Origin of the sequence: Bradyrhizobium sp. CCBAU 53338 (assembly GCF_015291665.1) — a bacterium.
Classification (GTDB): domain Bacteria; phylum Pseudomonadota; class Alphaproteobacteria; order Rhizobiales; family Xanthobacteraceae; genus Bradyrhizobium.
Map to the genome: position 1 here is coordinate 6243856 of NZ_CP030048.1, position 25587 is coordinate 6269442.

The window sequence follows — 25587 nt, forward strand, 5'->3', positions numbered from 1 at the left end:
AGACCCGAAGGGGCGAAGCGTGTCCGGCGTAGCTGGAGCGAAGCGCAAGCGAAGACGGACTGTATCCGTACTGCCTCAATCCGCCTCAACCACGTCACACTCCGCGACGAGCTGAAGCCGGTCAGCATCCTTCGCCGCTGACTTGAGCACCGCATCGAGCAAGCCCGGAAAGCGCGCCTCCAAATCCTCGCGGCGCAACCGCATGAAGCGGTTCGTGCCTGCGACGCGCGTCTGCATCAGCCCGCAATCGCGCAGCTTGGCGAAGTGGTAGGTGAGGTTCGACTTGCCGGCGAGGCCGTTGAAGTCGCCGCAACACAGCTCGCTGCTGACACGTTCCTGCCGGGCGAGCTGATACACGATCGCGAGCCGGATCGGATCGCTCAGACAATCCAGAACCAGGGGCAGCTCGATCTGCTCGCGAGTGGGGTGGGAAGGCGTGCGGCTCATGATCCGGGAATCATAGCGATGCGGACCCAATGTTCAATAGTTCTTGAACCAATTGACTCCGAAATCGGCTTCTTCGATAGTTCAATAAACTTTGAACATGAGAATGACCTCTGATGAGTGTGTTCTGGCTGGCCCTGGGGGCCTTCGCGATCGGCACCGAAGGCTTTGTCATTGCTGGGCTTTTGCCTTCGATCGCCAATGACCTGTCGATTTCGGTCTCGGCCGCGGGCCAATTGGTCACCGCCTATGCTCTTACCTATGCCGTGGGCTCGCCGATCCTGGCGGTGGCGCTGAACAACGTCGACCGCCGCACCGTACTGGCGTTCGCGCTTTTGACCTTCATCGCTGGAAACCTCGCAGCGATGGAGGCCTCCAACTACGCCCTGCTGCTGGCCTCGCGCATGCTGATGGCGCTGGGTTCCGGGCTTTGCATGCCGACCGCCCTGGCGGTGTCCGTGGCAGTCGCATCGCCTGAACGCCGCGGCCGCGCGGTGGCGCTGGTCACCTCGGGCCTCACGGTCGCGACCGTCATCGGCGTCCCTCTCGGCAATCTCGTCGGCAGCCTGCTCGGCTGGCGCGCAACCTTCGCCATGGTCGCCATGATCGGCACCGTTGCACTCCTGGGCCTGCTGCTCGGCCTGCCCCGCGGTCTGCCACGCAATACGGCCTCGCTTAACGAACGCCTTGCCGTGGCTCGCCACGGCAATGTCGTGATCGCGCTCGTGATCACGATTCTATGGGCCCTCGGCGGCTTCACCGTGTTCACTTATTTCGCGGTCCCGCTGCGAGGCCTCGGCTTCGACGCCTCGCAAATCAGCCTTGCGCTACTGGTGTTTGGCGGCGCGGCCGCGATCGGCAACATCTTCGGCGGCATCCTGGCCGACCGGCTCGGCACACTCGCGACCGCAGCCCTCGGCCTCGCCGGCATGGCGAGCGCCCTGATCCTGCATTCGCTGGTCCTGAAACTGATGCCCTTACAGGCACACTATGCGGTGCTGGGCGCAATCTTCCTCTGGGGCCTCTCCGGCTGGGCGTTCTATCCGGCCCAGATCGCCAGCATCGTCCGGATCGAACCGCAGGCCTCGATGATCGCGCTCTCGCTCAATGCTTCCGCGATGTATCTCGGCTTCGCCATCGGCGGTGCGCTCGGCGGGGCCGTACTGGCCACCCTCTCGCCAAACGACCTTGGCTGGATCGGCGGAACGAGCGTTGCGGCCTCGCTTCTGGTGCATCTCGCCCGCGGTTGGCAGGCACGGCCAAAACCCGTCAAAATTGCTGGTTGATGGGCGTTTTTCGGGGTTTCGCCGCCCCGAAAACTGGTCTAAGACCCACCCGCGCGCGAGGGAAGACCCCGCGCTCTCGGCTCAGGGGACGCGCAGTAGCGCGCCCTTTTTTTGTGCCCAAATCCGACTTCGGCGAGAGTTGATGCCCAAACGTACAGACATCACCACCATCCTGATCATCGGCGCCGGTCCCATCGTGATCGGACAGGCCTGCGAGTTCGACTATTCGGGCACGCAAGCGGTGAAGACGCTGAAGGAAGAGGGCTACCGTATCGTCCTCGTCAATTCCAATCCGGCCACGATCATGACCGACCCGGAATTGGCCGATGCGACCTATATCGAGCCGATCACGCCGGAGATCGTCGCCAAGATCATCGAGAAGGAACGTCACGTCGTTCCCGGCGGCTTTGCGCTGCTGCCGACGATGGGCGGCCAGACGGCGCTGAACTGCGCGCTATCGCTGCGCCGACAGGGCACGCTGGAGAAGTTCGACGTCGAGATGATCGGCGCGACCGCCGACGCCATCGACAAGGCCGAGGATCGCCAGCTGTTCCGCGAGGCCATGACCAAGATCGGGCTCGAGACGCCGAAGTCGCGTCTGGCCAACGCCTCCGAGCTGAAGAAGTCTTTCCGCGACAAATACCACGCCGAACGCGAGAAGCTGTCGGGTGCGGCGCTCGAAGAGCTCGATCGGCAGTGGACCCTGGGCGAGAGCGATCGCCGCAAGCGCTACCAGGAATACGCCTTCGGCCAGGCCATGATGGCGCTGTCCGAAATCGGCCTGCCCGCGATCATCCGTCCCTCCTTCACGATGGGCGGCACCGGCGGCGGCATCGCCTACAACAAGGAAGAGTTCCTCGACATCATCGAGCGCGGCCTTGACGCGTCTCCGACCAACGAAGTGCTGATCGAAGAATCGGTGCTCGGCTGGAAGGAGTACGAGATGGAGGTGGTGCGCGACAAGAAAGACAATTGCATCATCGTCTGCTCGATCGAGAACCTCGATCCGATGGGCGTGCACACCGGCGACTCCATCACCGTTGCCCCGGCGTTGACGCTGACCGACAAGGAATACCAGATCATGCGCGACGCCTCGCTGGCGGTGCTGCGCGAGATCGGCGTCGAGACCGGCGGCTCCAACGTGCAGTTCGGCGTCAATCCCGAGGACGGCCGCATGGTTGTCATCGAGATGAACCCGCGAGTCTCTCGTTCTTCGGCGCTGGCGTCGAAGGCGACGGGCTTTCCGATCGCCAAGGTCGCAGCAAAGCTTGCGATCGGCTATACGCTCGATGAAATCGCCAACGACATCACCGGCGGCGCGACGCCGGCCTCTTTCGAGCCGACCATCGATTACGTGGTGACCAAGATCCCGCGTTTCGCCTTCGAGAAATTTCCCGGCGCCTCCTCCACGCTGACGACCTCGATGAAGTCGGTCGGGGAGGTCATGGCGATCGGTCGCACCTTCCAGGAGAGCCTGCAGAAGGCGCTGCGCGGGCTCGAGACCGGGCTGACCGGCCTCGACGAGATCGAGATCGAGGGCCTCGGTCGCGACGACGACAAGAACGCGATCCGCGCCGCGCTCGGCACGCCGACGCCGAACCGCATCCTCCAGGTCGCGCAAGCCATGCGGCTCGGCTGGTCGAACGAGGACATCTTCAAGTCCTGCAAGATCGATCCGTGGTTCCTCGGCGAGATGCGCGGCATCGTCGACATGGAAGAGAAGGTCAGGAAGCACGGCCTGCCCGGCAATGCCTTCGGCATGCGCACGCTCAAGGCGATGGGTTTTTCGGACGCGCGTCTTGCGGTGCTTGCCGAGACAACCGAAGCCGAGGTGACGGCGAAGCGTCACGCGCTCGGCGTTCGTCCGGTCTACAAGCGCATCGACACCTGCGCGGCCGAGTTTGCCTCGCCCACGGCCTACATGTACTCGACCTACGAGTCGCCGTTTGCAGGCAGCACGGCCGACGAGAGCACGCCGTCGGACAAGAAGAAGGTCATCATCCTCGGTGGCGGCCCGAACCGCATCGGCCAGGGTATCGAGTTCGACTATTGCTGCTGTCACGCCTGCTTTGCGCTGCACGACGCCGGCTACGAATCCATCATGGTCAACTGCAACCCGGAAACGGTGTCGACCGACTACGACACGGCGGACCGGCTCTATTTCGAGCCGCTCACCGCCGAGGACGTGCTGGAAATCATCGCCAAGGAGCGCAGCAACGGCACGCTGCACGGCGTGATCGTGCAGTTCGGCGGCCAGACCCCGCTGAAGCTCGCGCGTGCGCTCGAAGCCGCCGAAGTGCCGATCCTCGGCACCTCGCCTGACGCCATCGACCTCGCTGAAGACCGCGATCGTTTCAAGCGTGTGCTCGACAAGCTGAGGCTGAAGCAGCCCAAGAACGGCATCGCCTATTCGGTCGAGCAGGCCCGCCTCGTCTCCGCCGATCTCGGCCTGCCGCTGGTGGTGCGCCCGTCCTACGTGCTCGGCGGCCGCGCGATGCAGATCATTCGCGAGGAGAACCAGCTCAACGACTACCTGCTCGGCACGCTGCCGGAGCTGGTGCCGGCGGACGTCAAGGCGCGCTATCCGAACGACAAGACCGGGCAGATCAACACCGTGCTCGGCAAGAACCCGCTGCTGTTCGACCGCTACCTGTCGGACGCCACCGAAATCGACGTCGACTGCCTCTGCGACGGCAAGGACACGTTCATCGTCGGCATCATGGAACACATCGAGGAAGCCGGCATTCACTCCGGCGATAGCGCCTGCTCGCTGCCGCCGCACTCGCTCGAGCCTGAGATGATCGAGGAGCTGGAGCGTCAGACGCGCGAGCTCGCCCTCGGCCTCGACGTCGTCGGCCTGATGAACGTGCAATACGCGATCAAGGACGGCGAGATCTACGTGCTCGAAGTCAATCCGCGCGCCTCGCGCACGGTGCCCTTCGTCGCCAAGGTGATCGGCACGCCGGTCGCGAAGATCGCCGCACGTATCATGGCCGGCGAGAAGCTCGCCGATTTCAAATTGAAGAAGGGCGACTTCAAGCACGTCGGCGTGAAGGAATCGGTGTTTCCGTTCGCCCGCTTCCCCGGTGTCGACACGGTGCTCGGTCCGGAGATGCGCTCGACCGGCGAGGTCATGGGAATCGACCGCTCCTTTGCGGTCGCATTCGCCAAGAGCCAGCTCGGCGGCGGCACGCGAGTACCGCGCAAGGGCACGGTGTTCGTCTCGGTGCGCGAGAGCGACAAGACGCGCATCGCGGAAGCCGTGCGCCAATTGCATTCGCTCGGCTTCAAGGTGCTGGCGACCTCGGGCACGGCGCGCTTCCTGACCGATGAGGGCATCCCGACCGAGAAGGTGAACAAGGTGCTGGAGGGCCGGCCTCATATCGTCGACGCCATCACCAATGGCGACGTCCAACTGGTCTTCAACACCACCGAAGGTCCGCAAGCGCTCGCCGACAGCCGGTCGCTGCGGCGCGCGGCCCTCTTGCATAAAGTACCATATTACACCACTCTTTCCGGGGCCGTGGCGGCCGCGCAGGGCATCCGCGCCTATCTGGGTGGGGACCTTGAGGTTCGTACCCTGCAGAGCTACTTTTCGGAAACCTGATCACGCGCGGAAGGCCGGCCCCTGAGGGTCAAGCCTTGCGCTAAGTGATTGGCAATCAAGCCACAATGGCCGGAGGAACTGTCCGGCCATGTGATTGTTCTGTTCCGGCGCCAGCCCACTTAACGTTCCGGTGGCCATGTGTTCAGGTCCGGAAAGCACTGACGAATCAAGGTTGCCGCGCCCTTCGATTCTGGCGGGCGCGCGGCCGAAGGACGAGAGAAGAGATGGAAAAGGTTCCGATGACTGCGAGCGGCTTTGCCGCGCTCGGGGAAGAATTGAAGAAGCGCCAGTCCGAGGACCGTCCGCGCATCATCGAGCATATCGCGGAAGCGCGTTCTCACGGCGACCTGTCCGAGAATGCGGAATATCATGCCGCGAAGGAAGAGCAGTCCCACAATGAGGGCCGCATCGCCGAGCTGGAGGACAAGCTCGCGCGCGCCGACATCATCGACATTTCCAAGCTCTCCGGCGACACCATCAAGTTCGGCGCCACCGTGACGCTGGTCGACGAGGACACGGAGAAAAAGACGGTGTGGCAGATCGTCGGCGAGGTCGAGGCCGACGCCAAGAAAGGACGCATCTCCATTACTTCGCCGCTCGCGCGCGCGCTGATCGGCAAGAAAAAGGGCTCTACCGTCGAGGTCAACGCGCCCGGCGGCGCCAAGGCCTATGAGATCACCAAGGTCGAGTGGCGGTAAGCCGCTCCGCGAAGGTTGCCTCAAAAGCCGCGCTCCGCGCGGCTTTTCTGTTTCGCGATGTTTCCAACGCGCGATTGTGAACCACACCGTCCTCCGTCATGCTCTGCCCCGCCATCCGAGCATGGGAGGATACGATGGACATCGATCGCATCGCCGCGCAGAGCCAGCCCTATCTGCTCAGCCTCTTCCGCTTCGTCACCGGGCTGCTGCTGTTTCACTACGGCGTGGCCAAGTTGTTCAAGTTTCCGCCGGTGGAGATGTTTTCCGACGTCACGCCGTTGTCGCTCTGGGGCGTTGCCGGCATGTTCGAACTCGTGCTCGGCGGTCTCTTGATGGTCGGCCTCTTCACGCGACCGGCGGCCTTCATCCTGTCGGGCGAGATGGCCTTCGCCTATTTCATCGAGCACCTGCCGCACAGCTTCTTTCCCGTCGTCAACGACGGCGCGCTGGCGATCGTACTGTGCTTTGCGTGCCTCTTCCTCGCAGCCGCCGGCGGCGGCCCGATCAGCGTCGATGCGATGCGGCGGTGACCCTTCGTTTCTACCGCCGTCCCTTCACGTCCAGCGGCACGGCCGCCTCGTACTTGGAGTTATGCAGCACCAGCGACGTGCGCACGTTGCGGACATGGGGCGCGGCGGTCAGGTGCGTCACAAAATCCTGGAAAGTCGCCATGTCGGGGGCGACGCATTTCAGGATGAAGTCGACCTCGCCCGACAGCATCCAGCATTCGCGCACCAAGGGCTCGGCGCGGACGAACTCCTCGAAGGCGCGCAAATCCGCTTCCGCCTGGCTGGAGAGATGCACGGCGGCGAACACCGTGACGTCGAAACCGAGCTTTCGCGCATCCAGCAGGCCGCGGTAGCCGTGGATGTAGCCCTCCTCCTCCAGCGCCCGGACCCGGCGCAGGCACGGTGGGGGCGAAATGCCGACCCGTTTGGCGAGCTCGACATTGGTGATTCGACCGTCGGCCTGGATCTCGGCGAGAATTTTGAGGTCGATCTCGTCTAGGTTCCGCGACACGTGATTGGAACTCCTGGCCTTATCGGCGGTATCGGGTGGGTCTGTCGCAATCCTCATAGCCCAGTCTGTGCCGTCTGAGCAATTTTATTGCGCGTGCAGCGCAATCGACTTTTGTTCCTTGTTGGAAAAATCCGCCGACAGGGAATGCAATTCTTGCATAGCTCACCAGAAGGCTTAGATTAGCTCTGATATTTCAGCGCCTCCGCGAGGCCTCCCGGCACGTTCCGCGCCCGCGCTGCAGATCCCCCGTGAAAGGCGTCCGCAAATATGTCCGCTCCTGTTCATGCAAAGGTCGTCATTATTGGCTCCGGCCCCGCCGGCTACACCGCCGCGATCTACGCCGCGCGTGCGATGCTCGAGCCGATCCTGATCCAGGGCATGCAGGCGGGCGGCCAGCTCACCATCACCACCGACGTCGAGAACTATCCGGGCTTCGCCGACGTGATCCAGGGCCCCTGGCTCATGGAACAGATGGAGAAGCAGGCGGTCCATGTCGGCACCAGGATCGTCACTGACCTCGTGATCAAGCTCGACACCTCGCAGCGGCCGTTCCGCCTCACCTGCGACTCGGGCGACGTCTATCTCGCCGACACCGTGATTCTGGCAACCGGCGCGCAGGCGCGCTGGCTCGGGCTGCCCTCCGAGGCGAAATTCCAGGGCGGCGGCGTGTCGGCCTGCGCCACCTGCGACGGCTTCTTCTACCGCAACAAGGAGGTCGTGGTGGTCGGAGGCGGCAATACCGCGGTCGAGGAAGCCCTTTACCTCACCAACCACGCCTCGCAGGTCACCATCGTGCATCGTCGCGATCACTTCCGCGCCGAGCGCATCCTGCAGGAGCGCCTGTTCAAGCACCCCAAGATCAAGGTGGTCTGGGATTCGGCCGTCGACGAGATCTGCGGCACCGAGAACCCGAACAAGGTCACCCATGTCAGGCTGAAGAACGTCAAGACCGGCGCGCTGACGGACGTGAAGACCGACGGCGTCTTCATCGCCATCGGCCACGCGCCGGCGACCGAGCTCGTGAAAGACCAGATCAAGCTGAAACCGTCGGGCTATGTCGAGGTCGCCCCGAACTCGACCGCGACGTCCGTGCCCGGCCTGTTCGCCGCCGGCGACGTCGCCGACGAAACCTACCGCCAGGCCGTGACGGCCGCAGGCCTCGGCTGCATGGCAGCACTCGAGGCCGAACGTTTCTTGGCCCTGCGCGCCAGCGAGCGCGCGGCAGCGGAATAACGATCATGCCTCGAACACGCGACGGATTTACGGATATGGACTGGGACAAGCTGAAGGTGTTTCACGCGGCGGCGGAAGCGGGCAGCTTCACGCATGCGGGCGAGCAGCTCGGCCTGTCGCAATCGGCGGTGTCGCGCCAGGTCTCGGCGCTGGAGCAGGAGCTCTCGGTCTCGCTGTTCCACCGCCACGCCCGCGGCCTGATCCTCACCGAGCAGGGCGACCTGTTGTTCCGCACCGCGCATGACGTGTTCATGCAGCTCCAGGCGGCGCGCGCGAAACTGACCGACAGCCGCGAGCGGCCGAGCGGCGATCTCAAGATCACCACGACGCCCGGCGTCGGCATCAACTGGCTGATCCCGCGGCTCGGCGAATTCACCGCGCTCTACCCGGAGATCCGGATCTCGCTGATCGTCACCGACGAGGAGCTGGATCTGTCGATGCGCGAGGCCGACGTTGCCATCCGCACCCGCAAGCCGACGCAGCCGGATCTCATCCAGCGCAAGCTTTTCGCGATGGGCTTCCATGCCTATTGCTCGCCCGACTACATCAAGCGCTTCGGCACGCCGCGGACGCTGGAGGAACTCGACTCCCACCGCATCATCACGCTGTCCGACGGCAACTTCGCGCCTCACTTGCAGAACCGCAACTGGCTGATCGAAGCCGGGCGCAACGGCTCGGGTCCGCGCGAAGCCTATTTCAAGGTCAACAACATCCTCGGCCTGGTGCGTGCCTGTCAGCAGGGCCTCGGCATCGCCGCGTTGCCGGATTATCTGATCGAAGAACAGAGCCGCCTCGTACAACTGTTCGGCGAGTCGGATTCGATCCAGCTCGACACGTATTTCGTCTATCCGGAAGAGCTGAAGACGGTCGCGCGCGTGCAGGTGTTCCGCGATTTCGTGGTGAGCAAGGCGCAGCGCTGGCCGTCCTGATTTCCGCATGACTGACATGCGACCTCGGCTGTTGCTGCAGGCCGCTCGTCAAGCCCATACTGCTTAAACGCTGAGCCTTCGCGTTGCGCATTTGTCCCCCTCCTCCAGTGGCGCGGGAGTTCAGTAATCCCTCTTGGAAGGTGATTGTGTCGGCCTCACGTGGCCAATACCTAAGCCGGGCCCTTCGGGTCCGGCTTTTTTTCTGCCCAGTCAGGCTTTCACCTTCCGCGTGTATTGACAGTTTTCGGCATACCCCGCATCATTTCCAAATGATCACGAAGTCGTGCGCAATCTCGTCGAAGGCATCAGCCTCGAAAAAAGGCCCCCATCCGGGGACCTCGGATTTTTGCGCGCGCTAGGCTGACTTCGTCATCGCTGCCAAATCCCGAAAACCCCGCCACCTGGACGGGGTTTTTTCATGTGCCCTCCGTCTCAGGTTTCACCTCGAGAAGGAGAACAACATGATTGACTTGCAAACTCACATGCACGGGCTCTGGCTGCCGCTGGTGACACCGTTCCGCGACGGCGGTCTCGACGAAACCTCGCTGCGACGGCTGACCAGACACTACGCCGCGCAAAGCATTGACGGCTTCATCCTGGGAGCGACCTCGGGCGAAGGCATGACGCTGCGCGAGAGCGAGCTCGAACGCCTCGTCGCCATCGTGCGCGACGAGATGGCGGCCGGCCGCCGCAACGTTCCGATCGGGCTCGGGCTGTCGGGCGTCGACACATCGCGGCTGAAGGACCGGCTCGATGAGACCGCGGACTGGCCGATCGACTTTTATCTGCTCGCGAGCCCCTATTACGTGCGGCCGTCGCAGCGCGGGATATCAGCGCATTTCGAGGCGCTGGCAGATCACGCCGCCTGGCCGCTCGCGCTCTACAACATTCCCTATCGCTGCGCCGTCGGCATCACCAACCAGACCCTGCTGCGGCTCGCAGAACATCCCAACATCATCGGCCTGAAGGATTGCGGCGCGAGCCGCGAGCAGTCGATCGCGCTGCTACGCGACCGGCCGAAGAGCTTTCGCGTGCTCACCGGAGAGGACGCGAATTATTTCGAGGCGCTCGGCGACGGCGCCGATGGCGGCATCCTGCTATCGGCACATCTCGAGACCGAGACCTTCGCGGCGGTCTACAGCGAGTTGAAGCGCGGCAACCCGGGTGCGGCAGAAGCGCGCTGGCAGGACGTCGCGGAGCTGACGCGGCTGTTGTTCACCGAGCCGAGCCCGGCGCCGGCGAAGTACTGGCTGTGGCGCACGGGCCTGATCGACAGCCCCGAAGTGCGCCTGCCGATGGTGGAGGTGAGCAGCGAGCTCGCCGCCACGCTCGATCGCGAGATCGAACGGCGGATGCAGGTCGCGGCGTAGCTGCTTTCCTTCGCCTCTCCCCGCAAGGACGGGGAGAGGCAGCGAGCGCGCATTGCCTTGGTTAACCGGGCGCGAACGGCCTTCGCAGCTGCCGCATGGCGCATCCACGTCTCGTTTACGCAATGGCGCCTATCGTTTCGCCTCAACGTCTTTCAGAAGGGGGAATGACCATGGGGCAACGCGTTCGCCCGACCGCGGCGGAAATGTTCGCGCCTGCCGATCTCTTGCAGGGAATCCTGATGGTGTCGTCGTTCGGCTTCTGGGCCGTGATGCTCGGCCTGATGCCGGTGCTGCTGTTTCGGGTCTGGCTCGCGGGCTGAGGACACCCGCTCGCATGGTTAATCCCGGACTCGCACTTGCGTTTAAATGCGAGCGGGAACCCAAGCCGGAATCTTAAAACATCCTGCGTATCGTTCGTCCCCATAAGCGAAGAAATCGCGGGGGCGATCTTGAACAATCAGAACGATATGGCGTCGCATTACGACGCCACGCAGAATCTTGACGACACCGAGCAGCAGGGCTTTTCCACCGAAGACATCATCTGGGCCGTCGGCATCTGGTCGGTGATCCTGACGCTGTCGCCGGTCATCGTGTTCTACATGCTGATGATCGCGTAGCTTCCATCACCTGTCGTTCCGGAGCGACCGAAGGGCGAATCCGGAATCTCGGGATTCCGGGTCGCGTTGCGCGCCCCCGGAACGACAGGGAGATCCCGGAAACGCAAAACGCGCGGGACGCCGCGCGTTTGTCGTCCGGGGAAATGATTGATGAAAATTATGCCGCCTGCCTGTGCATTGCGCCGGAAGCCGACGCCGTGCCGCGAATAGCCTTCACTGAACGCTCGATCGCCGCCCACAGTCTTGCAATTTCCTGGGCCGCACGGCTCTCGGCCTGATACTCACGCGCGCCTTCGCCGTGGCTGAGTGCCATCAACAAATCCGAACGATTGGTGATCTGACCGCCCCATACCGGAGCGCGGAACTTGGCCAGCGCCTCGCGGGCGATGGTGACGATCGGGCTTTCGGCCTCGTCGCGCTTGGCCGGTGCACCGTTGAGCACGACCGCGTAGGGCTTGCGCGCCGCGCGGCACATCTGGATGGTTTCCTGCACCGCGTTGACGTCGAACACGCCGGGACGCGCGGGAATGACCACCATGGTGGCATTCTTGATCGCATCGTCGACGACGGCCGACAGGTTCGGCGGCGTGTCGATCAGCACCCACTCGTAACCGTCGCGCTTGGCAGCGGAGACGATGCCGCTGACCGAGTTCACCGCCGCCTTGATCGGCGGCTCGTTGGTGCCACGCAGCTTGTGCCACAGCGTGAGCGAGCCCTGCGGATCCGCGTCCACGAGCATCACCTGCTTGCTCGCCTTGATCTGCGCAGCGAGATGTGCAGCCAGGGTACTCTTGCCCGAGCCGCCTTTACGCGATGCAAAAACAATAACGTTCATACCCTTGGCCTCCAGATTGACCCCAGGCCGCGAAAATGAATCAGCACGCTGATTCGGGAAAGAAAAATTTGTCAGGGGGTGCGTCGCCGCCACGAAATAACAAGGCGTGTTGGCTTTTGAGTCACACTGCGGGCGCGCGACGGCGGACATCAACCGTCATGGATCGCTGTTCACGCGGGCAATCGCGCATTTTCCAGGCAATTGCCGGAGAAATCAGGACTGCAACCTTGCCGCGCAAATCCTCGCGCCGGTCTTCTCCGTCGCGCAGAAGCGCAATGGCTGCAGGTCTGCGCGGGCCTGACGCGAACAAAACGAGTCCGGTGGCTGTCGCCGGGCAGGAGGAGGTTGCAAGCAGGGAACGCGCGAAGTGGCGGCCTAGCCGTCCGCGGACTTCTTCTTCTTGCTCGCCTTCGCCTTGGTGGTCTTCTTCGTCGGCTTCGGCGCGATGTTGGTCGGCGCGCCGACGCCCGACTCCGGTCCGCGGCGGAAGAACACCGCGCATTGCGGCGAGAGCTGCGCCTTCTTCTGGATCATGCAGGCGGTGATGGCATCGACGTTCGGAACGAAGTCGCCGCACAGCCGCATCGCATCCGGCGTGCAGGCCTGCTGCTGCTCGGGCGTGTAGGCGAAGCCCGTGCCCGGCTGGACCAGAACGGCGAGCGCGAGCGAGAGGCCTGCGGTCGCCAAGGATGTCGTGACGCGAGATACCGGCATCGATCCCCCCAAGTGTCGAACAGGACGGGAGTGTGGGTGAACGGGCGTTCGTTGGCAACGAGGCCGAGGCGAAAGGTCCGACGTGTGCGGTCTCGGCAACAGGGAGAGCAGCCGCTTTCTCCGCTGTCGTCGCCCGGCTTGACCGAGACGGCAGTGCTGAGCCGAGAGGCCGCGGCCTACTGGGTCCCCCGCCGCCGGCGCAGGGGACGACAGCTGTGGACGGGGACCCAAAACCCTCGAAAACAACCCCATGCACAGTAGCCAGCAAGGTCACGACCAGGCCGCGGCCATCGCCCGGGCCGTCGAAATATTAGGAAATTTCGAAATCAAGTTTGACTCGTCGGGCAAAACAGGGGCATCATGCCAGCATCGAGGACGCGTGGGGTGGTCGGCTGGTCTGCTGCGCCGGGTCGGGAAGCGTCGGCGCAAGTGGAGGCGATCGCATGAACGGGAATGGAGCGGAGCTGCCGCTGTCGGGCGTGACGGTGGTCTCGCTCGAGCAGGCGATCGCGGCGCCTCTCGCCAGCCGGCATCTGGCGGACTGGGGAGCCCGGGTCATCAAGATCGAGCGGCCGGGCCCCGGCGATTTTTGCCGCGACTACGACCACGTCATGAACGGCATGTCGAGCCAGTTCGTCTGGACCAACCGGTCGAAGGAGAGCCTGGCCATCGACATCAAGAGCGAGGCGGGCCGCAAGGCGCTCGACGCGCTGCTGCCGCGGGCCGACGTGTTCATCCAGAACCTGGCGCCCGGCGCGGCGGAGCGGCTCGGTCTCGATGCCGCCGCCCTGCTGCGCAAATACCCCAAAATCATCGCCTGCGACGTTTCGGGTTATGGCAGTGGCGGCCCCTACAGCGACAAGAAGGCCTACGACCTGCTGGTGCAGTGCGAGGCCGGCGTCCTCGCCGTGAACGGCACCGAGGCGGAGCCCGCCAAGGTCGGGCTGTCCGTGGTCGACATCGCCACCGGCATGTACATCCTCAATGGCGTGCTGATGGCGCTTTATCGCCGCGAGCGGACCGGCAAGGGTACCGCGTTCCAGGCATCGCTGTTCGACTCCATCACCGACTGGATGAGCTATCCCGCCTTCTACACGCGCAGCACGGGACGGCCGCTGCCGCGAACCGGCGCGAGGCACGCCACCATCGCGCCCTATGGCCCGTTCCGCGTCGGCGACGGCAGCACGATCTTCTTCGGCATCCAGAACGACCGGGAATGGCGCGCGCTGTGCCGGATCGTGCTCGGCGATGACGCCCTCGCCGACCATCCGAGCTTCCGCACCAATCCGCTGCGCATGCAGAACCGCGACGCGCTCCAGGCCCATATCGAGCAGCGCTTTGCTTCCCTGACCGGCGAGGAGGCGCTGCGGCTGCTCGATGCGGCCTCGATCGCCAACGCGCATCTGAATTCGGTCGAGGCGTTCCTCGCGCACGAGCAACTCCACGCCCGCTCCCGCGTGCAGACGGTCGGCTCTCCCAGCGGGCCGGTGATGAGCTTCCTGCCGGCCCTCACCATTCCCGGCCTCACCCCGAGGATGGATCCCGTTCCCGATGTCGGGCAGCACAATGACGCCATCCTCGCCGAACTCGGTCTGACGAAGGAGAGCTAGCCATGGTCCGTGGTCGACCGACGCGGGCTTACCTGGCCGTTCCCGCGCATCGCTCCCGCCTCGTCGAGAAGGCGGCCGCCTCCATGGCGGACGCGGTCTTCATGGATCTCGAGGACGCCGTGCCGCCCTCCGAGAAGGTCGCCGCACTGGAGGAAGCGGTGCGGTCGCTGTCCGCGTGCGATTGGGGCACGAAGACCGTGGCCGTCCGGCTCAATGCCATCGACAGCCCCTTCATCGACCGGGAAATCCGTGCGCTCGCCCCGCTTGCCAGACTAGATGCGGTGATCGTGCCGAAGGCGGAGCGCGCGAGCGACATCGGCGCGATTGCCGATCGCTTGCGCGCCGCCGGCCCCGGACGTCCCGCGCCGGTCGCGCTGGAATTGCTGATCGAGACGGCGCTGGGGCTCGTCAATGTCGACGCGCTGGCCGCATCGCACGACAGCGTCAGCGCCCTGCATCTCGGTGTCGGCGATTTCGCGGCCTCGATCGGGGCCCGCTGCTCCGATATCGGCATCTCGCCGGAGGGCTACCGCCAGACCGGAACGGCGCAGAGCGGCTACGCTTCCGCACCGCTCGATCTGTTCGCCTATCCGATGATGCGCGTGCTGGTGGCGGCGCGCGCGTTCGGCCTGCGCGCCGTCGACGGTCCGTGCGGCGCGTTCCGCGATGCCAGATTGACCGAAAGCACCGCGCAGAAGGCCGCCGCGATGGGCTTCGACGGCAAGCAGGTCATCCATCCCGACCAGATCGAACCGACGCTGCGTGCGTTCATTCCGTCCGGCCACGAGCTGGCGCAGGCACGCCGCATCCTCGAGGCGATGGAGCAGGCCGAAGCGCAGGGCCAGGGGGCCGTGACCCTGGACGGCAAGATGATCGATTACGCCAATGTGCGCATGGCACGCCGGATCATCGAGATGGGGTCTTGAGAAGCGCATGGCCACCATCCTGATCGTCGCGCCGGTGTTTGCGCTGATCGCGGCCGGCTATGCCTCGGTGCAGTTTCGCTTCGTCTCAGAGGGCGCGCACAAGGGCATCTCCGAATTCGCCTTCAGCATCGCGATCCCTGCGCTCTTGTTTCGCACCATCGTCGTGTCGGAATTCCCCGACGTCAGCCCCTACAGGATGTGGGGCGCCTATTACGGCGCGCTGGCGTTGACCTGGATCGCGGCGCTGGCGATCTCGAGGTTCCTGCGCGAACGGCGCGAGGACCGCGAGGACGGCGTCGTGTTGGCGATCGGCTCGGTCTACGGCAACATCGTGATGCTCGGCATTCCCCTGGTGCTCTCGGCGCTCGGCAACGAGGCGGCCGGGCCGATGTCGCTGATCCTGTCGGTGAACACGCCGCTGCTGTGGCTGTGCGGCATCCTGCAGATGGAGCTGGTCAGCCGCAAGCGAAAGGGTTCGGTGCTCTCGGTCATCCGTCCGGTGCTCGCCGATCTCGTGCGCAATCCGCTGATGCTGGGGATCGGCTTCGGCGTCCTCTGGCGCTTCACCGGCCTCGGCCTCAACCCCGTCGTCGACAAGACCATCGAGCTGCTCGCGCAGGCGGGATCGCCGGCCGCCCTGATCGCGCTCGGCATCAACCTGTTTCGCTTCGAGGTGAAGGGCGAGACGCCAAGCGTCCTCGCGATGTGCGCGCTAAAACTGCTGGCGATGCCGGCCGCCGCGTTCGTGCTGGCAAAGCTGCTGGGACTGCCGCCGACGGCCGCCGGCGTAATCGTGCTGTTCGCGGCGATGCCGACCGGCGCCAACGCCTACATCTTCGCGGCGCAATATCAGCGGCTGGTGAACCCGGTGTCGGGCGCGGTGGCGCTGGGGACGCTGCTGGCGGCGGTGACGCTGCCGGTGGTGGTGATGGTGGTGGCGCGCTGAGCCCCTGCCCATCATCGCCCCGAGGGGTCAGCCGCCCCAGTGCATGGCTTGGTAGATATCAGTGTATCCGCCCGAGTACGGGGCCGAGTACGGGGCTGCGTATGGCATATAGCCAAAGCTCTCGGCCGCACGCGGCGTGAGGCGGGGTGCGAAGGTTTGTGTAGCCGGCGCGGCATGTCGCCTATGATGTGCCGTCCCGGCACTGGCGGAGGCAGTCAGGGCGACAAGGATGCCCAAGGCCAAGATCGCACGCATCGCAATTGCTCCTGTTGAGTTGAGGTGCTGACATGGGCTTCGGCCCTGGCCGCACCAGTCCGCCCCCCTTCACGATTGCTCACATCCTCGGCATCCATCGTCGCACACTGAGCTCCGTCGTGATTTTGCCTTCGCACGCAAAGGTAGCTATTCTGCGGTGACACACATCACGGGGAGGCGGACATGGGACATCGCGAGGACATGCTCGACGTCATCAGGCGCGCTTACGCCGCGCGCGGCGATGGCGACGTGAAGGGCCTGGTGGCAGCTTTTCATCCCGAGGGCTCGTTCAACCTGATCGGCGACAAGGGCGCGCTGCACCTGACCGGAAATGTGCAGGGGCACCAGCCATTGCTTGCGGCCTTCGGCCAGTTCATCGAGCATTTCACTTTCGAAAAGCGCGAGATCCTGACCGAGCTGGTTGAGGGGAATTGTGCCGCGATACGCTCGCGCCTCGACATCCGATACCGTCCGAGCGGAAAGGTTTTCAGCACCGAAGTCCTGGACCTTTTCAAATTTCAGGATGGCAAGATCGTCGAGCTGGTCGAGTACGCGGACACCGCGCTGATCAAGGCTGTCGTGTCCTGACCTCAGGCACTACGTGCGCTGCCGGATCGGAAGTTTCGTGCGCCGTCACCGCAATCCCTGTAACCGCAATACCGGCGGCTGCCCCCGACGAACCGATTGCGCTTCTCGAGTTGGGCACCGTCGGAACTATGATTTATCTTTGCGGTAGCGCGCGACACATAAGCTCTAGGTCGGTCAGTCGTTTACTATTATATGCTACCTGCTCTGAATAAGGCAGACCAATGGCAGCTCGAGTAAAGGCCCTGATCACACCGGCCCTCATTTCGTGGGCCCGGGAGACGGCTGGCTTTTCGATCGCTGAAGCCGCCGACAAACTCGACATTGACGCCGAAGCGCTTACCGATTGGGAAAACCCCGACAGCGACGCCTCGCCGTCGATACCCCAATTGCGCAAACTCGCAGCGCTGTTTAAGCGGCCTCTGGCGGTCTTCTATCTGCCCAGTCCGCCGACCAAGTTTGACGTGATGCGGGACCTGCGTCGGCTTCCCGGAACGGGGCTGCGTCACTACTCACCGGCTTTGCAGTTAGAAATTCGCGCGGCGGCAGAGCGGCGCGAACTCGCGCTTGATCTAGCTGACGATCTTGATGAAGAATTGCCGAAATTCAACCTGAAGGCCGACTTGAGCGAAGACCCCGAAGCCGTTGGGCAGCGCATTCGCAAAGCGCTCGGTGTGACGGACGATTTACAAAACGAATGGCGCGACACTGACGGTCGCACTGGCTTCAATGCTTGGCGCAGTCGGATCGAAGGCACAGGCACACTAGTTTTCCAATCGGCTGCGATCGGCAGCGAGGAAGCATCCGGCTTTGCGATCTTCAACGATGTGTCGCCAGTCATCTCCGTAAATCGGAAGGATGCACTGACGCGGCGAACCTTCAGCTTGCTTCACGAATTCGCGCATCTGATGTTGCACGTGAGTGGCGTTTCTGATCTTGAGACCGACGAAAAGCGCCCGCCGGAAGATCAGGCGATCGAGGTTTTTTGCAATCAGGTCGCGGCCGCCGCGTTAATGCCGAAGGCTGCGGTGCTTGCCTATCCGGGAGTCGCAGAACAAGGCGTGCGCTCAGAGGGTTGGACAGACGCCCAAATCGGTGAACTGGCGCGGCGCTTCAATGTGAGCCGTGAAGCCGTCGTTCGCAGGCTACTGACGCTTAATCGCACCACGCAGGCATTTTACGCTCGCAAGCGAGGCCAATACGTCGCCGAGTATGAATCTCAGCGTGCGCGGCAGCGAGAGCAAACGACAGAGATCCGGCGGAATATGCCGCAGGAAACGGTGAGCCATTTTGGCAAGCCGTTGGTGAGGATGCTTTTGAGCAACTACTGGCAAGATCGCATGACTCTCAGCGCGATCTCTGGCTATCTCGGGCTAAAGGTGAAGCACATCCCGAAGCTAGCGAAGGCGGCGGGGCTCAGATAGTCGTATGACCGGATTGGTCTACAGCATCGACAGCAGCGCGCTGATCCACGCTTGGCACCGGATTTATCGCCCGAAGAATTTCGGATTTGTGTGGGACGGCTTCGACAAGCTGATTGCCGAAGGTCGTTTCAAGTCATCGATCGAGGTTTATAACGAGTTGCAGAAGAAAGACGACGAACTCTTCGCGTGGTGCAAAGACCGCAAGGAAAGTATGTTTGTCGAGATTGATGATCCGACGCAGGTGATCGTTGCGAAGATCATGGCCGCACATCCCAAGTTGGTCGATACCGTAAAGGGCCGGTCGGGTGCTGATCCTTTCGTGATCGCTCTTGCGGCGAGCACTACGCCGCAAATGTGGGTCATCACCGAGGAGCATCCTGGGAAAGAACGTATTCCCGATGTGTGCGACGCCCAGAAGATCGACTATTGCGGCGTTGCCGATCTCATCGAGAAAGAAGACTGGACAAGCTAGAGCATGTTGTTTTTGACTGGAATCGGGATTCCCACAGGGAGCGATTTCTGATTCAACCTCCATGCTGGAGGGCGGAGGCCAGCATGGATGACGCGACCCTATTCTGAAGACATTCGGGAACGGGCTTTGGCGCGAGCTGACGCGGGGGAAACGGTTCGTTCGATTGCAGAGGCGCTACAGATCAGCCCCTCCTGCGTGACGAAGTGGAAGAATCTGAGGCGGGATACCGGAGGCCTGTCACCTGGCCAAATCGGCGGCCACAAGAAACGGGTTCTGTCGGATGCCAACGCCGACTGGCTGCGCAAACGCATTCGCTCGGGGCCATTCACCCTGCGCAAGCTGACGCAGGAACTGGCTGCACGCGGGATCAAGACAGACGTGCGGGCGGTGTGGACTTTTGTTCACACCGAAGGGCTCAGCTTCAAAAAAAACGCTTCTACCAGCCGAGCAGGATCGCCCCGACGTCGCCCGTAAGCGGACCCGCTGGAAAGCACATCAAGGCAGGATCGACGTCGCGCGGTTGGTGTTTATCGACGAGACGTGGATCAAAACCAATATGGCACCATTGCGCGGCTGGGGGCCGTGCGGGCAGCGCCTCCAAGCATCTGCACCTTTCGGCCATTGGAAGACAATGACCTTCATCGCGGCGCTGCGTCACAATCGGATCAGCGCGCCTTGGGTGATCGATGGTCCCATCAATGGCGAGCTCTTCACGCTGTACGTCGAGAAGGTGTTGGCACCCACCCTCGCACCGGGCGAGATCGTCATCCTCGACAATCTTGGCAGCCACAAGGGCAAAGCGGCCCGCCAAGCCATCCGCGCCAGAGGCGCTCACCGCATCTTCTTGCCGCCATACAGCCCTGACCTCAACCCGATCGAGCAGGTCTTCGCCAAACTCAAACACCTCATGCGAGCTGCCGAAACTCGTGACGTCGAGGCAACCTGGCGAAAGGTCGGTGAACTCCTCGATCTCTTCTCAGAGCAGGAGTGCACCAACTACTTCAAAAACTCAGGTTACGTTTCCGTATAAAAACATCATGCTCTAGATCGTGATCGCGGTGATTGCCTCAGCCATCTCCGCGTGCGTGCAAACCTCGGGAGTCGTGTGCGCGCACCGCAGCCTGAATTCGCGACGTGAGAGGACATAAGGGCCAATGCGCAAAATCATTGCCGGCATTGGTACAGTTGGGTGGGCTCGAACCACCGACCTCCTGTTCCACAGACAGGCGCTCTAACCAACTGAGCTACAACTGCATCCTTGCGAGCCGCCTCTAGGGCTGCCTGAAAAGGCCTGACTCCGAGGGGGCTGGACGGGGCGGAAACTAGGTGCAACGGGCGTTTTTGGCAAGGCCGCAAAAGGCGTTATTTGCCCCTCTTCAGCGCGATAAATCCCTGGATTCGTCCGCAATCCACCTCGTGGGACCTGAGCTCCTCGCCCGGATCGCGCCGGACGATGCTTCGCATCGCCGGAGCCGATCCGACCTCTCCTTTCGGGGAGAGGTGAAGAAAAAAACCCGGGCCGCTGGGGCCCGGGTTTCCTGATTGGGTCGATCCGCCGTTTTGATCAGGCGGCGGGCTTGTAGAACTTCGAGGCGCTGGCCTTGATCGGCTCGGCGGTCTCGGCGGCGACGCGCTGGGTGAGTTCGACGAGCTCCTTGGCCTGGGCCTGGAAGGTCTCGAGCTGGGTGCGGGCGTGGCCGGTCCAGAGCTGGAAGGCGTCGGTCGGCGATCTGGTGCCGAACAGCTCCTGGGCGAAGTCCAGCGAGGCCGTGGTGTTGGCCTTGGCGAACTCCATCAGCTTGGCGGTGTACTCGCTCGCGCCCTTGGACGCCGAAGCGAACACGGCCTCGACGGTGCCGTTGTGGGTTTCGGCGGCGTCCTTGAACTTTGCGTAGGTCTCACGGGCCTGCGAAACGCCCTTCTCGGCGAACGCACGCATCTGCTCGGGAACCTCGAACGGAATGATCGAGGCAGAAAACGGATCAGTCGCACCTGTCATGTTTGGTCCCTCAACGCTAATGAAAATGGAGTGAGCCTTCTGGCGCGCCCGCCGGCCAACCGGGGCCATTTCTTCTTGTTACGAGGTGGCGGGTACGAAGACTGGACACGCAGAACAACGAAATGGCTCGTCCAGCGTCCAGCATTGTCGCTGCCTAACATGTCAACATTGTGCAGCGCAATGCGGCTGTGGGGTGCGATGCGATAATTTAATCCTCAGGGCGAGGTTCCCGGGGCCGGGAACCGGGGGTTGCGGTATTTCGGTGCGAATGACGGAGACGGCCGGCTCCCTCTCCCGCTTGCGCAAGCGGGAGAGGTTGGACCGAGGCCGCGGCCGGGTCGGCGCGCACCAAGGAACGGGCGCGGGTTGCCCCCCTCTCGGGCTTCAGTGCTTCGCCTTGGTCGCGTCCATGGCGGCGCGGCTGACGGCCTGGCTCATTTCGCCGGCCTGTTCGGCCAGGGCCTTCATCTGGGCCTGGACGTAGTCGCCGTGCAGCCGCATCACCTCGGTGAGGTCCCGGGCGTGGACCAGCGACTGGGCGTAGTTCAGCGAGGCCTGCACATTGGTCTCGGCGAAGGCGATGGCGCGGGCGCCGATGTCCTTGGCGCCGGCGCGCATGGAGGCGCCGCGCTCTTCGATCGAGCCGGCGGCGGCTTCCGCGTTGGCGAGCAGTTTTTCGAAGGCGTCGCGGGCCTGCCTGAAGCTCGATTCCGCCATGTTCCGCATCTCCGGCGGAAGCTCGAAATGGCCATTTGCCTGATCGGTCATGACTTGCTGCTCCTGTGCTGCTTTCTGCTTTGCCGGCCGTTTCGGCGGCCTTCGAAGGCTAGCCGACGACGGTATTGCCGGTATGACGCCCGCCCCCCGCGGATCGTTCTCGGCGGATTCCTGCGGATGCAACGACCATGCGCCTTGCGGGTTCAGCCACATTAAGGTTATCGCGGCTTTAGGCCGCCCCTGTCAGGGTGGGGCCGTGGACCTGACCGCGCCCGCGGGCGATACTAACTCTTTCTTAAGGCTGCCATTCCCGGCAGGCCTGTCGACGTGACGAGATACAAGCCGGTCGGATGACGAATTCGGATTTCCAGTTGCGAGGCGTCGGCGATCCCAGGCTGTCCGTGCATGCGACCTCGCCCTTGCCGGCCTGGCTCTGGTCGCCCGACGGCAGCCGCGTGCTGTGGGCCAATGCGGTCGGCGCAATATTTTTCGGCGCGGCCAATGCGGCCGAGCTCGCGCAAAGGACATTCGGACCGTCCGACACCCATCGCCGCCAGATCGTCCGGCTCGCCCGCCAGCTGCCCGCGAACGGCGCGGTGAGGCTCGAGCGGATGCGCGGCTTCGGCGCGCGGCTCGGCACGCTCATGACCTGCGCCTGCGCGCGGCTCGATTTTTCCGACGGCAGCGAAGCCGTGCTCGTCACCGCGATGGATGCCACCGCGCGCAGCATGCCGCTGGTCGAGCGGCTGCATCGCCTCGTCGACGGCGCGACAACGCCGATGGCGGCGTTCGCGCCCGACGGCATGTTCGCCGGCGCCAGCGAAGCCGCACGCCCGCTGCTCGGCTTTCGCGATCTCGGCGAGGCCGGCCTCGAACAGGCGCGCAGCGATGCGCTCGGCAGCGGCCGCGTCGAGATCCCTGTCGGCATCGGCAAGATGGTGCTGCAACGGGTCGGCGCCGGGGCCGATGTCGGCCTCGTCGCGCTGATCGAGCCCGAGGTGACGCAGGCCGCGCCCGCGGCCGAGAGCGCGCCGGAGCCTGCGGCTGAAATGTTGCATGAGGTGGTGCATGGAGCGGTGCAGCCGGCTGCCCCCGAGATGTCCGATGAACCCGCGCATCATGTCGTCGAGACGCCGCCGGCGGACGAGCTCGACGCCGGCATCGCGTTGTTCGATCCGTTTGCCGAGCCGGACGAGACGCCCGCGACGACCGAGACGATCGCAGCTGCGCCCGAGCCTGGTGCACACGAGGCGACGGAGATCGTCGCGATCCAGGATGCCGTGAAGGAAGCGGCCGAGGCGCCTGTCCGGGACACGATCGCCGAGACCGCGGAGACCGCGCCGGAAACAGCTGAGGAAAACCCGCCGGCAGCCATTGTGCCGCCGCAAGCTGCGCCGATCACATCAGCCATGGTCGAGCCGCCCGGACGTGCGGAGCCGCAGTCCGCACATGCTGAGACACCTCGCCAGCATCCGCTGCGATTCCTGTGGCAGATGGATGCGCTGGGGCGCTTCGTGCTGGCGTCGAGCGAGTTCATCCGCCTGATCGGCGCGCACACCGCGGCCGGCTTCGGCCGGCCCTGGCGCGAGATCGCCGACGAATTTGCGCTCGATCCCGATGGCCGCGTCGCGCAGGCGCTCGCCAGCCACGACACCTGGGCCGGCATCACCGTGAACTGGCCCGCCGATGGCGGCGAGCATCTGCCGGTCGAACTCGCAGGCCTGCCGGTCTACGACCGCGAGCGCAACTTCGCCGGCTTCAAGGGCTTTGGCGTCTGCCGCGATCTCGACGGCCTCAACCGGCTCGATGCGCTGCGCCGTTACGAATTGGTCTCCGAGCCGCATCCGCCGCAGAGCCTGTCGGCCGACGTGGTCGAGCCCGATCCCGAACCGGAGGCAGAGCCTCCGCTCGCGGCATCGCCGCCGCCCGAGCCTGAACCGCCCACTGCAATCGAAGCCGAACCGCCCGCACTTTTCATCGAAGCGAATTCACAACCAACCGATCCGGAAACGCCAGTGGAAACGCCTCCGAATGTCGTCCCGTTCCGCGCCCCCGGCGACCAGAGGTCACAAGGCGACCAGAGATCGCCGACGCTGACGCCGGTCGAGAACAGCGCGTTCAACGAGCTCGCGCGGCAATTGTCCGAGCGGCTCGAACGCGATCGCGAACAGATTTCCTCAACTGCGGCCGAGCTGCCGGCGGAGGAGATCGCGTCCGAAGCGCAGATGCCGCCCGAGCCCGCTCTATCGGAGCCCCTGATATCGGAGCCCTTGATCTCGGAGCTCGAGGCGCCGCCGGCCGCGGCCGAATGGCTGACCGAGCCGGCGCCGCCGCCGCGCGGCGACAGCCTGCGCGACCGCACGCTGCTGGATCTCGTGCCCTCGGGCATGCTGATCTACCGGCTCGACCGCCTGCTCTACGCCAACCCGGCGTTCCTGGCGCGCATGGGCTACGCCAGCATCAATGCGCTGGAAGACGCCGGCGGGCTGGATGCGCTCTATGTCGAGCCGGGCGTCTCCGCCGCCTCGAGCACGTCGCAATCGGGCACGCCGGTGACGATCAGCGCGGCCATCGCGAACGGCGAGCAGGAGCTGGCGACGACGGAAGCGCATCTGCACACGATCGACTGGAACGGCGAGAGCGCGCATGCGCTGATCTGCGCGCTGCCGCAAGCCATCCCTGTCATGGTCGCGCCGACCGTCGTCACCGAGACCGTCGTCGCGGAAACCTTCCCCTACGCGTCCGATCCCGAGCCCGAGGCCGGCGAAGCCGATGCGGAAGATCTCGCCGCGATCCTCGACACCACGGCCGAGGGCATCGTGATGTTCGATGCCGAAGGCAACATCCACGCCTGCAACCGCAGCGCCGAGGCTCTGTTCGGCTACGACGGCGAGACGCTGCTGCAGCAGACCCTGCTGACGCTGTTCGCGCCCGAGAGCCAGCAGATCGTCGTCGACTATCTCGAAAGCCTCAAGAGCCAGGACATCGCGAGCCTGCTCGATCACGGCCGCGAGGTGCTGGGCCGCGAGAAGAAGGGCGGCGTGCTGCCGCTCGCCATGATCATGGGCCGTACGCGGCCGGACGGTCCGAACTTCTTCGCCGTGTTCCGCGATCTGTCGCACGCGAAGAAGGGCGAGAGCGAGCTGACGCAGGCGCGACGCCTCGTCGACGGCGCCGCCAATGCCAAGGCCGACATGCTGGCGCGGATCAGCCACGAGATCCGCACGCCGCTCAACGCCATCATCGGCTTTGCCGAGGTGATGATCTCCGAACGCTTCGGCGCGCTCGGCAACGAGCGCTACGGCGAATACATGAAGGACATCCGCGCCTCCGGCGAGCGCGTGATCACCATCGTCGACGATCTGCTGGAGCTGTCGCGGATCGAGACCGGCAAGCTCGACCTGAATTTTTCGGGTTTGAACCTCAACGACCTCGTCGAGGCCTGTGTCACCGTGATGCAGCCGCAGGCCAATCGCGAGCGCATCATCATCCGCACCTCGCTCGCCCATGCGCTGCCGCAGGTGACGGCGGACGCGCGCGCGCTGCGGCAGGTGACGATGAACCTGATCTCGAACTCGATCCGGCTCGCCAGCGCCGGCGGCCAGGTGATCGTCTCGACCGCGCTCTCCGACCGCGGCGAGATCGCGCTTCGCATCCGCGACACCGGCCATGGCCTCAGCGAACAGGAAGTCGCCGCCGCCATGGAGCCGTTCCGCACCCCGCCGCCCGGCGACGCCGCGGACGGCGCGGCGCTCAGCCTGTCGCTGACCAAGGCCCTGGTCGAAGCCAACCGCGCCCAGTTCAACATCAAGAGCGCGGGCAGTTCGGGCACGTTGATCGAAGTGACCTTCGCACCTGTGGCGACGCGGGCGTGAAGACGGCCGCGAACGAGGTGCGTGC

General features: G+C 64.2%; 23 protein-coding genes and 1 tRNA gene. 17 read left to right on the top strand and 7 right to left on the bottom strand.

The genetic code is table 11. The features are described from left to right. Nucleotides 1-75 precede the first annotated feature (75 nt). Nucleotides 76-447, bottom strand: a complete 372-nt coding sequence (locus XH90_RS29245) for a helix-turn-helix transcriptional regulator (RefSeq protein ID WP_194477732.1) — start codon at nucleotides 445-447, stop codon at nucleotides 76-78. 113 nt (nucleotides 448-560) lie between these two features. Between XH90_RS29245 and XH90_RS29250 the strand changes: the two genes are divergently transcribed. From XH90_RS29250 to XH90_RS29265, 4 genes are all read left to right on the top strand, one after another. Then, a complete protein-coding gene (locus XH90_RS29250; protein WP_194477733.1) occupies nucleotides 561-1730 on the top strand; it encodes an MFS transporter in 1170 nt (389 codons plus the stop codon). A 142-nt stretch (nucleotides 1731-1872) separates the two neighbouring features. Further along, entirely contained in the window at nucleotides 1873-5337 is a 3465-nt protein-coding gene (gene carB, locus XH90_RS29255; protein WP_194477734.1) for a carbamoyl-phosphate synthase large subunit, read from the top strand. Nucleotides 5338-5561: 224 nt separating this feature from the next. Beyond that, complete coding sequence (gene greA, locus XH90_RS29260; RefSeq protein WP_018318257.1) at nucleotides 5562-6035, top strand: transcription elongation factor GreA; 474 nt, start codon at nucleotides 5562-5564, stop codon at nucleotides 6033-6035. A 140-nt stretch (nucleotides 6036-6175) separates the two neighbouring features. After that, complete coding sequence (locus XH90_RS29265; RefSeq protein WP_194482851.1) at nucleotides 6176-6565, top strand: DoxX family protein; 390 nt, start codon at nucleotides 6176-6178, stop codon at nucleotides 6563-6565. A gap of 10 nt (nucleotides 6566-6575) precedes the next feature. Here XH90_RS29265 and XH90_RS29270 read toward each other — a convergent pair whose 3' ends face one another. Further along, entirely contained in the window at nucleotides 6576-7055 is a 480-nt protein-coding gene (locus XH90_RS29270) for an Lrp/AsnC family transcriptional regulator (RefSeq protein WP_027534298.1), read from the bottom strand. A 267-nt stretch (nucleotides 7056-7322) separates the two neighbouring features. Between XH90_RS29270 and trxB the strand changes: the two genes are divergently transcribed. The 5 genes from trxB to XH90_RS29295 all read left to right on the top strand — a co-directional run bounded on the left by trxB (nucleotide 7323) and on the right by XH90_RS29295 (nucleotide 11204). After that, entirely contained in the window at nucleotides 7323-8288 is a 966-nt protein-coding gene (gene trxB / locus XH90_RS29275; protein ID WP_194477735.1) for a thioredoxin-disulfide reductase, read from the top strand. 5 nt (nucleotides 8289-8293) lie between these two features. Continuing rightward, nucleotides 8294-9217, top strand: a complete 924-nt coding sequence (locus XH90_RS29280; RefSeq protein WP_187436649.1) for a LysR family transcriptional regulator — start codon at nucleotides 8294-8296, stop codon at nucleotides 9215-9217. A 461-nt stretch (nucleotides 9218-9678) separates the two neighbouring features. Next, entirely contained in the window at nucleotides 9679-10587 is a 909-nt protein-coding gene (locus tag XH90_RS29285; RefSeq protein WP_194477736.1) for a 4-hydroxy-tetrahydrodipicolinate synthase, read from the top strand. A gap of 170 nt (nucleotides 10588-10757) precedes the next feature. After that, nucleotides 10758-10907, top strand: coding sequence for a hypothetical protein (locus XH90_RS29290; protein ID WP_194477737.1), 150 nt, complete (start codon nucleotides 10758-10760; stop codon nucleotides 10905-10907). A 129-nt stretch (nucleotides 10908-11036) separates the two neighbouring features. Then, complete coding sequence (locus XH90_RS29295) at nucleotides 11037-11204, top strand: hypothetical protein (RefSeq protein WP_194482912.1); 168 nt, start codon at nucleotides 11037-11039, stop codon at nucleotides 11202-11204. 157 nt (nucleotides 11205-11361) lie between these two features. Here the strand turns inward: XH90_RS29295 and XH90_RS29300 are convergent, their stop codons facing one another. Both XH90_RS29300 and XH90_RS29305 read right to left on the bottom strand, forming a co-directional pair. Next, nucleotides 11362-12039 (bottom strand): ParA family protein, encoded by a 678-nt coding sequence (locus XH90_RS29300; RefSeq protein WP_194482852.1) that lies wholly within the window; start codon nucleotides 12037-12039, stop codon nucleotides 11362-11364. Between the two features lie 375 nt (nucleotides 12040-12414). Beyond that, on the bottom strand, nucleotides 12415-12753 hold the full coding sequence (locus XH90_RS29305) for a hypothetical protein (protein WP_194477738.1): 339 nt from the start codon (nucleotides 12751-12753) through the stop codon (nucleotides 12415-12417). Between the two features lie 443 nt (nucleotides 12754-13196). Between XH90_RS29305 and XH90_RS29310 the strand changes: the two genes are divergently transcribed. The 7 genes from XH90_RS29310 to XH90_RS29340 all read left to right on the top strand — a co-directional run bounded on the left by XH90_RS29310 (nucleotide 13197) and on the right by XH90_RS29340 (nucleotide 20001). After that, nucleotides 13197-14363: a CaiB/BaiF CoA-transferase family protein gene (locus XH90_RS29310; RefSeq protein ID WP_194477739.1), complete on the top strand. Its 1167-nt coding sequence runs from the start codon at nucleotides 13197-13199 to the stop codon at nucleotides 14361-14363. A gap of 2 nt (nucleotides 14364-14365) precedes the next feature. Continuing rightward, nucleotides 14366-15289 carry a CoA ester lyase gene (locus tag XH90_RS29315; RefSeq protein ID WP_194477740.1) on the top strand — a complete coding sequence of 308 codons (924 nt, stop codon included), beginning with the start codon at nucleotides 14366-14368 and terminating at the stop codon, nucleotides 15287-15289. A 7-nt stretch (nucleotides 15290-15296) separates the two neighbouring features. Then, complete coding sequence (locus XH90_RS29320; RefSeq protein ID WP_194477741.1) at nucleotides 15297-16235, top strand: AEC family transporter; 939 nt, start codon at nucleotides 15297-15299, stop codon at nucleotides 16233-16235. A 456-nt stretch (nucleotides 16236-16691) separates the two neighbouring features. Beyond that, nucleotides 16692-17078: a nuclear transport factor 2 family protein gene (locus XH90_RS29325; protein ID WP_246755615.1), complete on the top strand. Its 387-nt coding sequence runs from the start codon at nucleotides 16692-16694 to the stop codon at nucleotides 17076-17078. A 221-nt stretch (nucleotides 17079-17299) separates the two neighbouring features. Next, on the top strand, nucleotides 17300-18499 hold the full coding sequence (locus XH90_RS29330) for an XRE family transcriptional regulator (protein ID WP_194477743.1): 1200 nt from the start codon (nucleotides 17300-17302) through the stop codon (nucleotides 18497-18499). A 4-nt stretch (nucleotides 18500-18503) separates the two neighbouring features. Next, entirely contained in the window at nucleotides 18504-18971 is a 468-nt protein-coding gene (locus XH90_RS29335) for a DUF4411 family protein (protein ID WP_194477744.1), read from the top strand. An 87-nt stretch (nucleotides 18972-19058) separates the two neighbouring features. After that, nucleotides 19059-20001, top strand: a protein-coding gene (locus XH90_RS29340) for an IS630 family transposase (RefSeq protein ID WP_194476145.1) whose coding sequence is annotated in 2 segments (ribosomal slippage) — nucleotides 19059-19394 and nucleotides 19396-20001 — 942 coding nt in all. Because the reading frame shifts where the segments join, the coding sequence is not laid out codon by codon here. A gap of 147 nt (nucleotides 20002-20148) precedes the next feature. Here the strand turns inward: XH90_RS29340 and XH90_RS29345 are convergent. The 3 genes from XH90_RS29345 to XH90_RS29355 all read right to left on the bottom strand — a co-directional run bounded on the left by XH90_RS29345 (nucleotide 20149) and on the right by XH90_RS29355 (nucleotide 21738). Next, nucleotides 20149-20225 (bottom strand) — tRNA-His (locus tag XH90_RS29345). Nucleotides 20226-20535: 310 nt separating this feature from the next. After that, complete coding sequence (locus tag XH90_RS29350; protein WP_194477745.1) at nucleotides 20536-20970, bottom strand: phasin; 435 nt, start codon at nucleotides 20968-20970, stop codon at nucleotides 20536-20538. 384 nt (nucleotides 20971-21354) lie between these two features. After that, the gene (locus XH90_RS29355; protein ID WP_194477746.1) at nucleotides 21355-21738 is read right to left on the bottom strand and encodes a phasin family protein; all 384 of its coding nucleotides are present in this window, start codon (nucleotides 21736-21738) and stop codon (nucleotides 21355-21357) included. Between the two features lie 299 nt (nucleotides 21739-22037). Between XH90_RS29355 and XH90_RS29360 the strand changes: the two genes are divergently transcribed. Then, nucleotides 22038-25562: a PAS domain-containing sensor histidine kinase gene (locus XH90_RS29360; protein WP_194477747.1), complete on the top strand. Its 3525-nt coding sequence runs from the start codon at nucleotides 22038-22040 to the stop codon at nucleotides 25560-25562. The last annotated feature ends 25 nt before the right edge of the window (nucleotides 25563-25587 follow it).

Bases quoted from the DNA above. Each gene is read 5' to 3' on its own strand.
- XH90_RS29335 (WP_194477744.1), top strand. From the start codon at position 18,504: ATGACCGGATTGGTCTACAGCATCGACAGCAGCGCGCTGATCCACGCT.
- XH90_RS29290 (WP_194477737.1), top strand. From the start codon at position 10,758: ATGGGGCAACGCGTTCGCCCGACCGCGGCGGAAATGTTCGCGCCTGCC.
- XH90_RS29355 (WP_194477746.1), bottom strand. From the start codon at position 21,738: ATGACCGATCAGGCAAATGGCCATTTCGAGCTTCCGCCGGAGATGCGG.
- XH90_RS29245 (WP_194477732.1), bottom strand. From the start codon at position 447: ATGAGCCGCACGCCTTCCCACCCCACTCGCGAGCAGATCGAGCTGCCC.
- trxB (WP_194477735.1), top strand. From the start codon at position 7,323: ATGTCCGCTCCTGTTCATGCAAAGGTCGTCATTATTGGCTCCGGCCCC.
- XH90_RS29305 (WP_194477738.1), bottom strand. From the start codon at position 12,753: ATGCCGGTATCTCGCGTCACGACATCCTTGGCGACCGCAGGCCTCTCG.
- XH90_RS29315 (WP_194477740.1), top strand. From the start codon at position 14,366: ATGGTCCGTGGTCGACCGACGCGGGCTTACCTGGCCGTTCCCGCGCAT.
- XH90_RS29350 (WP_194477745.1), bottom strand. From the start codon at position 20,970: ATGACAGGTGCGACTGATCCGTTTTCTGCCTCGATCATTCCGTTCGAG.
- greA (WP_018318257.1), top strand. From the start codon at position 5,562: ATGGAAAAGGTTCCGATGACTGCGAGCGGCTTTGCCGCGCTCGGGGAA.
- XH90_RS29360 (WP_194477747.1), top strand. From the start codon at position 22,038: ATGACGAATTCGGATTTCCAGTTGCGAGGCGTCGGCGATCCCAGGCTG.
- carB (WP_194477734.1), top strand. From the start codon at position 1,873: ATGCCCAAACGTACAGACATCACCACCATCCTGATCATCGGCGCCGGT.
- XH90_RS29285 (WP_194477736.1), top strand. From the start codon at position 9,679: ATGATTGACTTGCAAACTCACATGCACGGGCTCTGGCTGCCGCTGGTG.
- XH90_RS29320 (WP_194477741.1), top strand. From the start codon at position 15,297: ATGGCCACCATCCTGATCGTCGCGCCGGTGTTTGCGCTGATCGCGGCC.
- XH90_RS29325 (WP_246755615.1), top strand. From the start codon at position 16,692: ATGCTCGACGTCATCAGGCGCGCTTACGCCGCGCGCGGCGATGGCGAC.
- XH90_RS29280 (WP_187436649.1), top strand. From the start codon at position 8,294: ATGCCTCGAACACGCGACGGATTTACGGATATGGACTGGGACAAGCTG.
- XH90_RS29310 (WP_194477739.1), top strand. From the start codon at position 13,197: ATGAACGGGAATGGAGCGGAGCTGCCGCTGTCGGGCGTGACGGTGGTC.
- XH90_RS29300 (WP_194482852.1), bottom strand. From the start codon at position 12,039: ATGAACGTTATTGTTTTTGCATCGCGTAAAGGCGGCTCGGGCAAGAGT.
- XH90_RS29250 (WP_194477733.1), top strand. From the start codon at position 561: ATGAGTGTGTTCTGGCTGGCCCTGGGGGCCTTCGCGATCGGCACCGAA.
- XH90_RS29330 (WP_194477743.1), top strand. From the start codon at position 17,300: ATGGCAGCTCGAGTAAAGGCCCTGATCACACCGGCCCTCATTTCGTGG.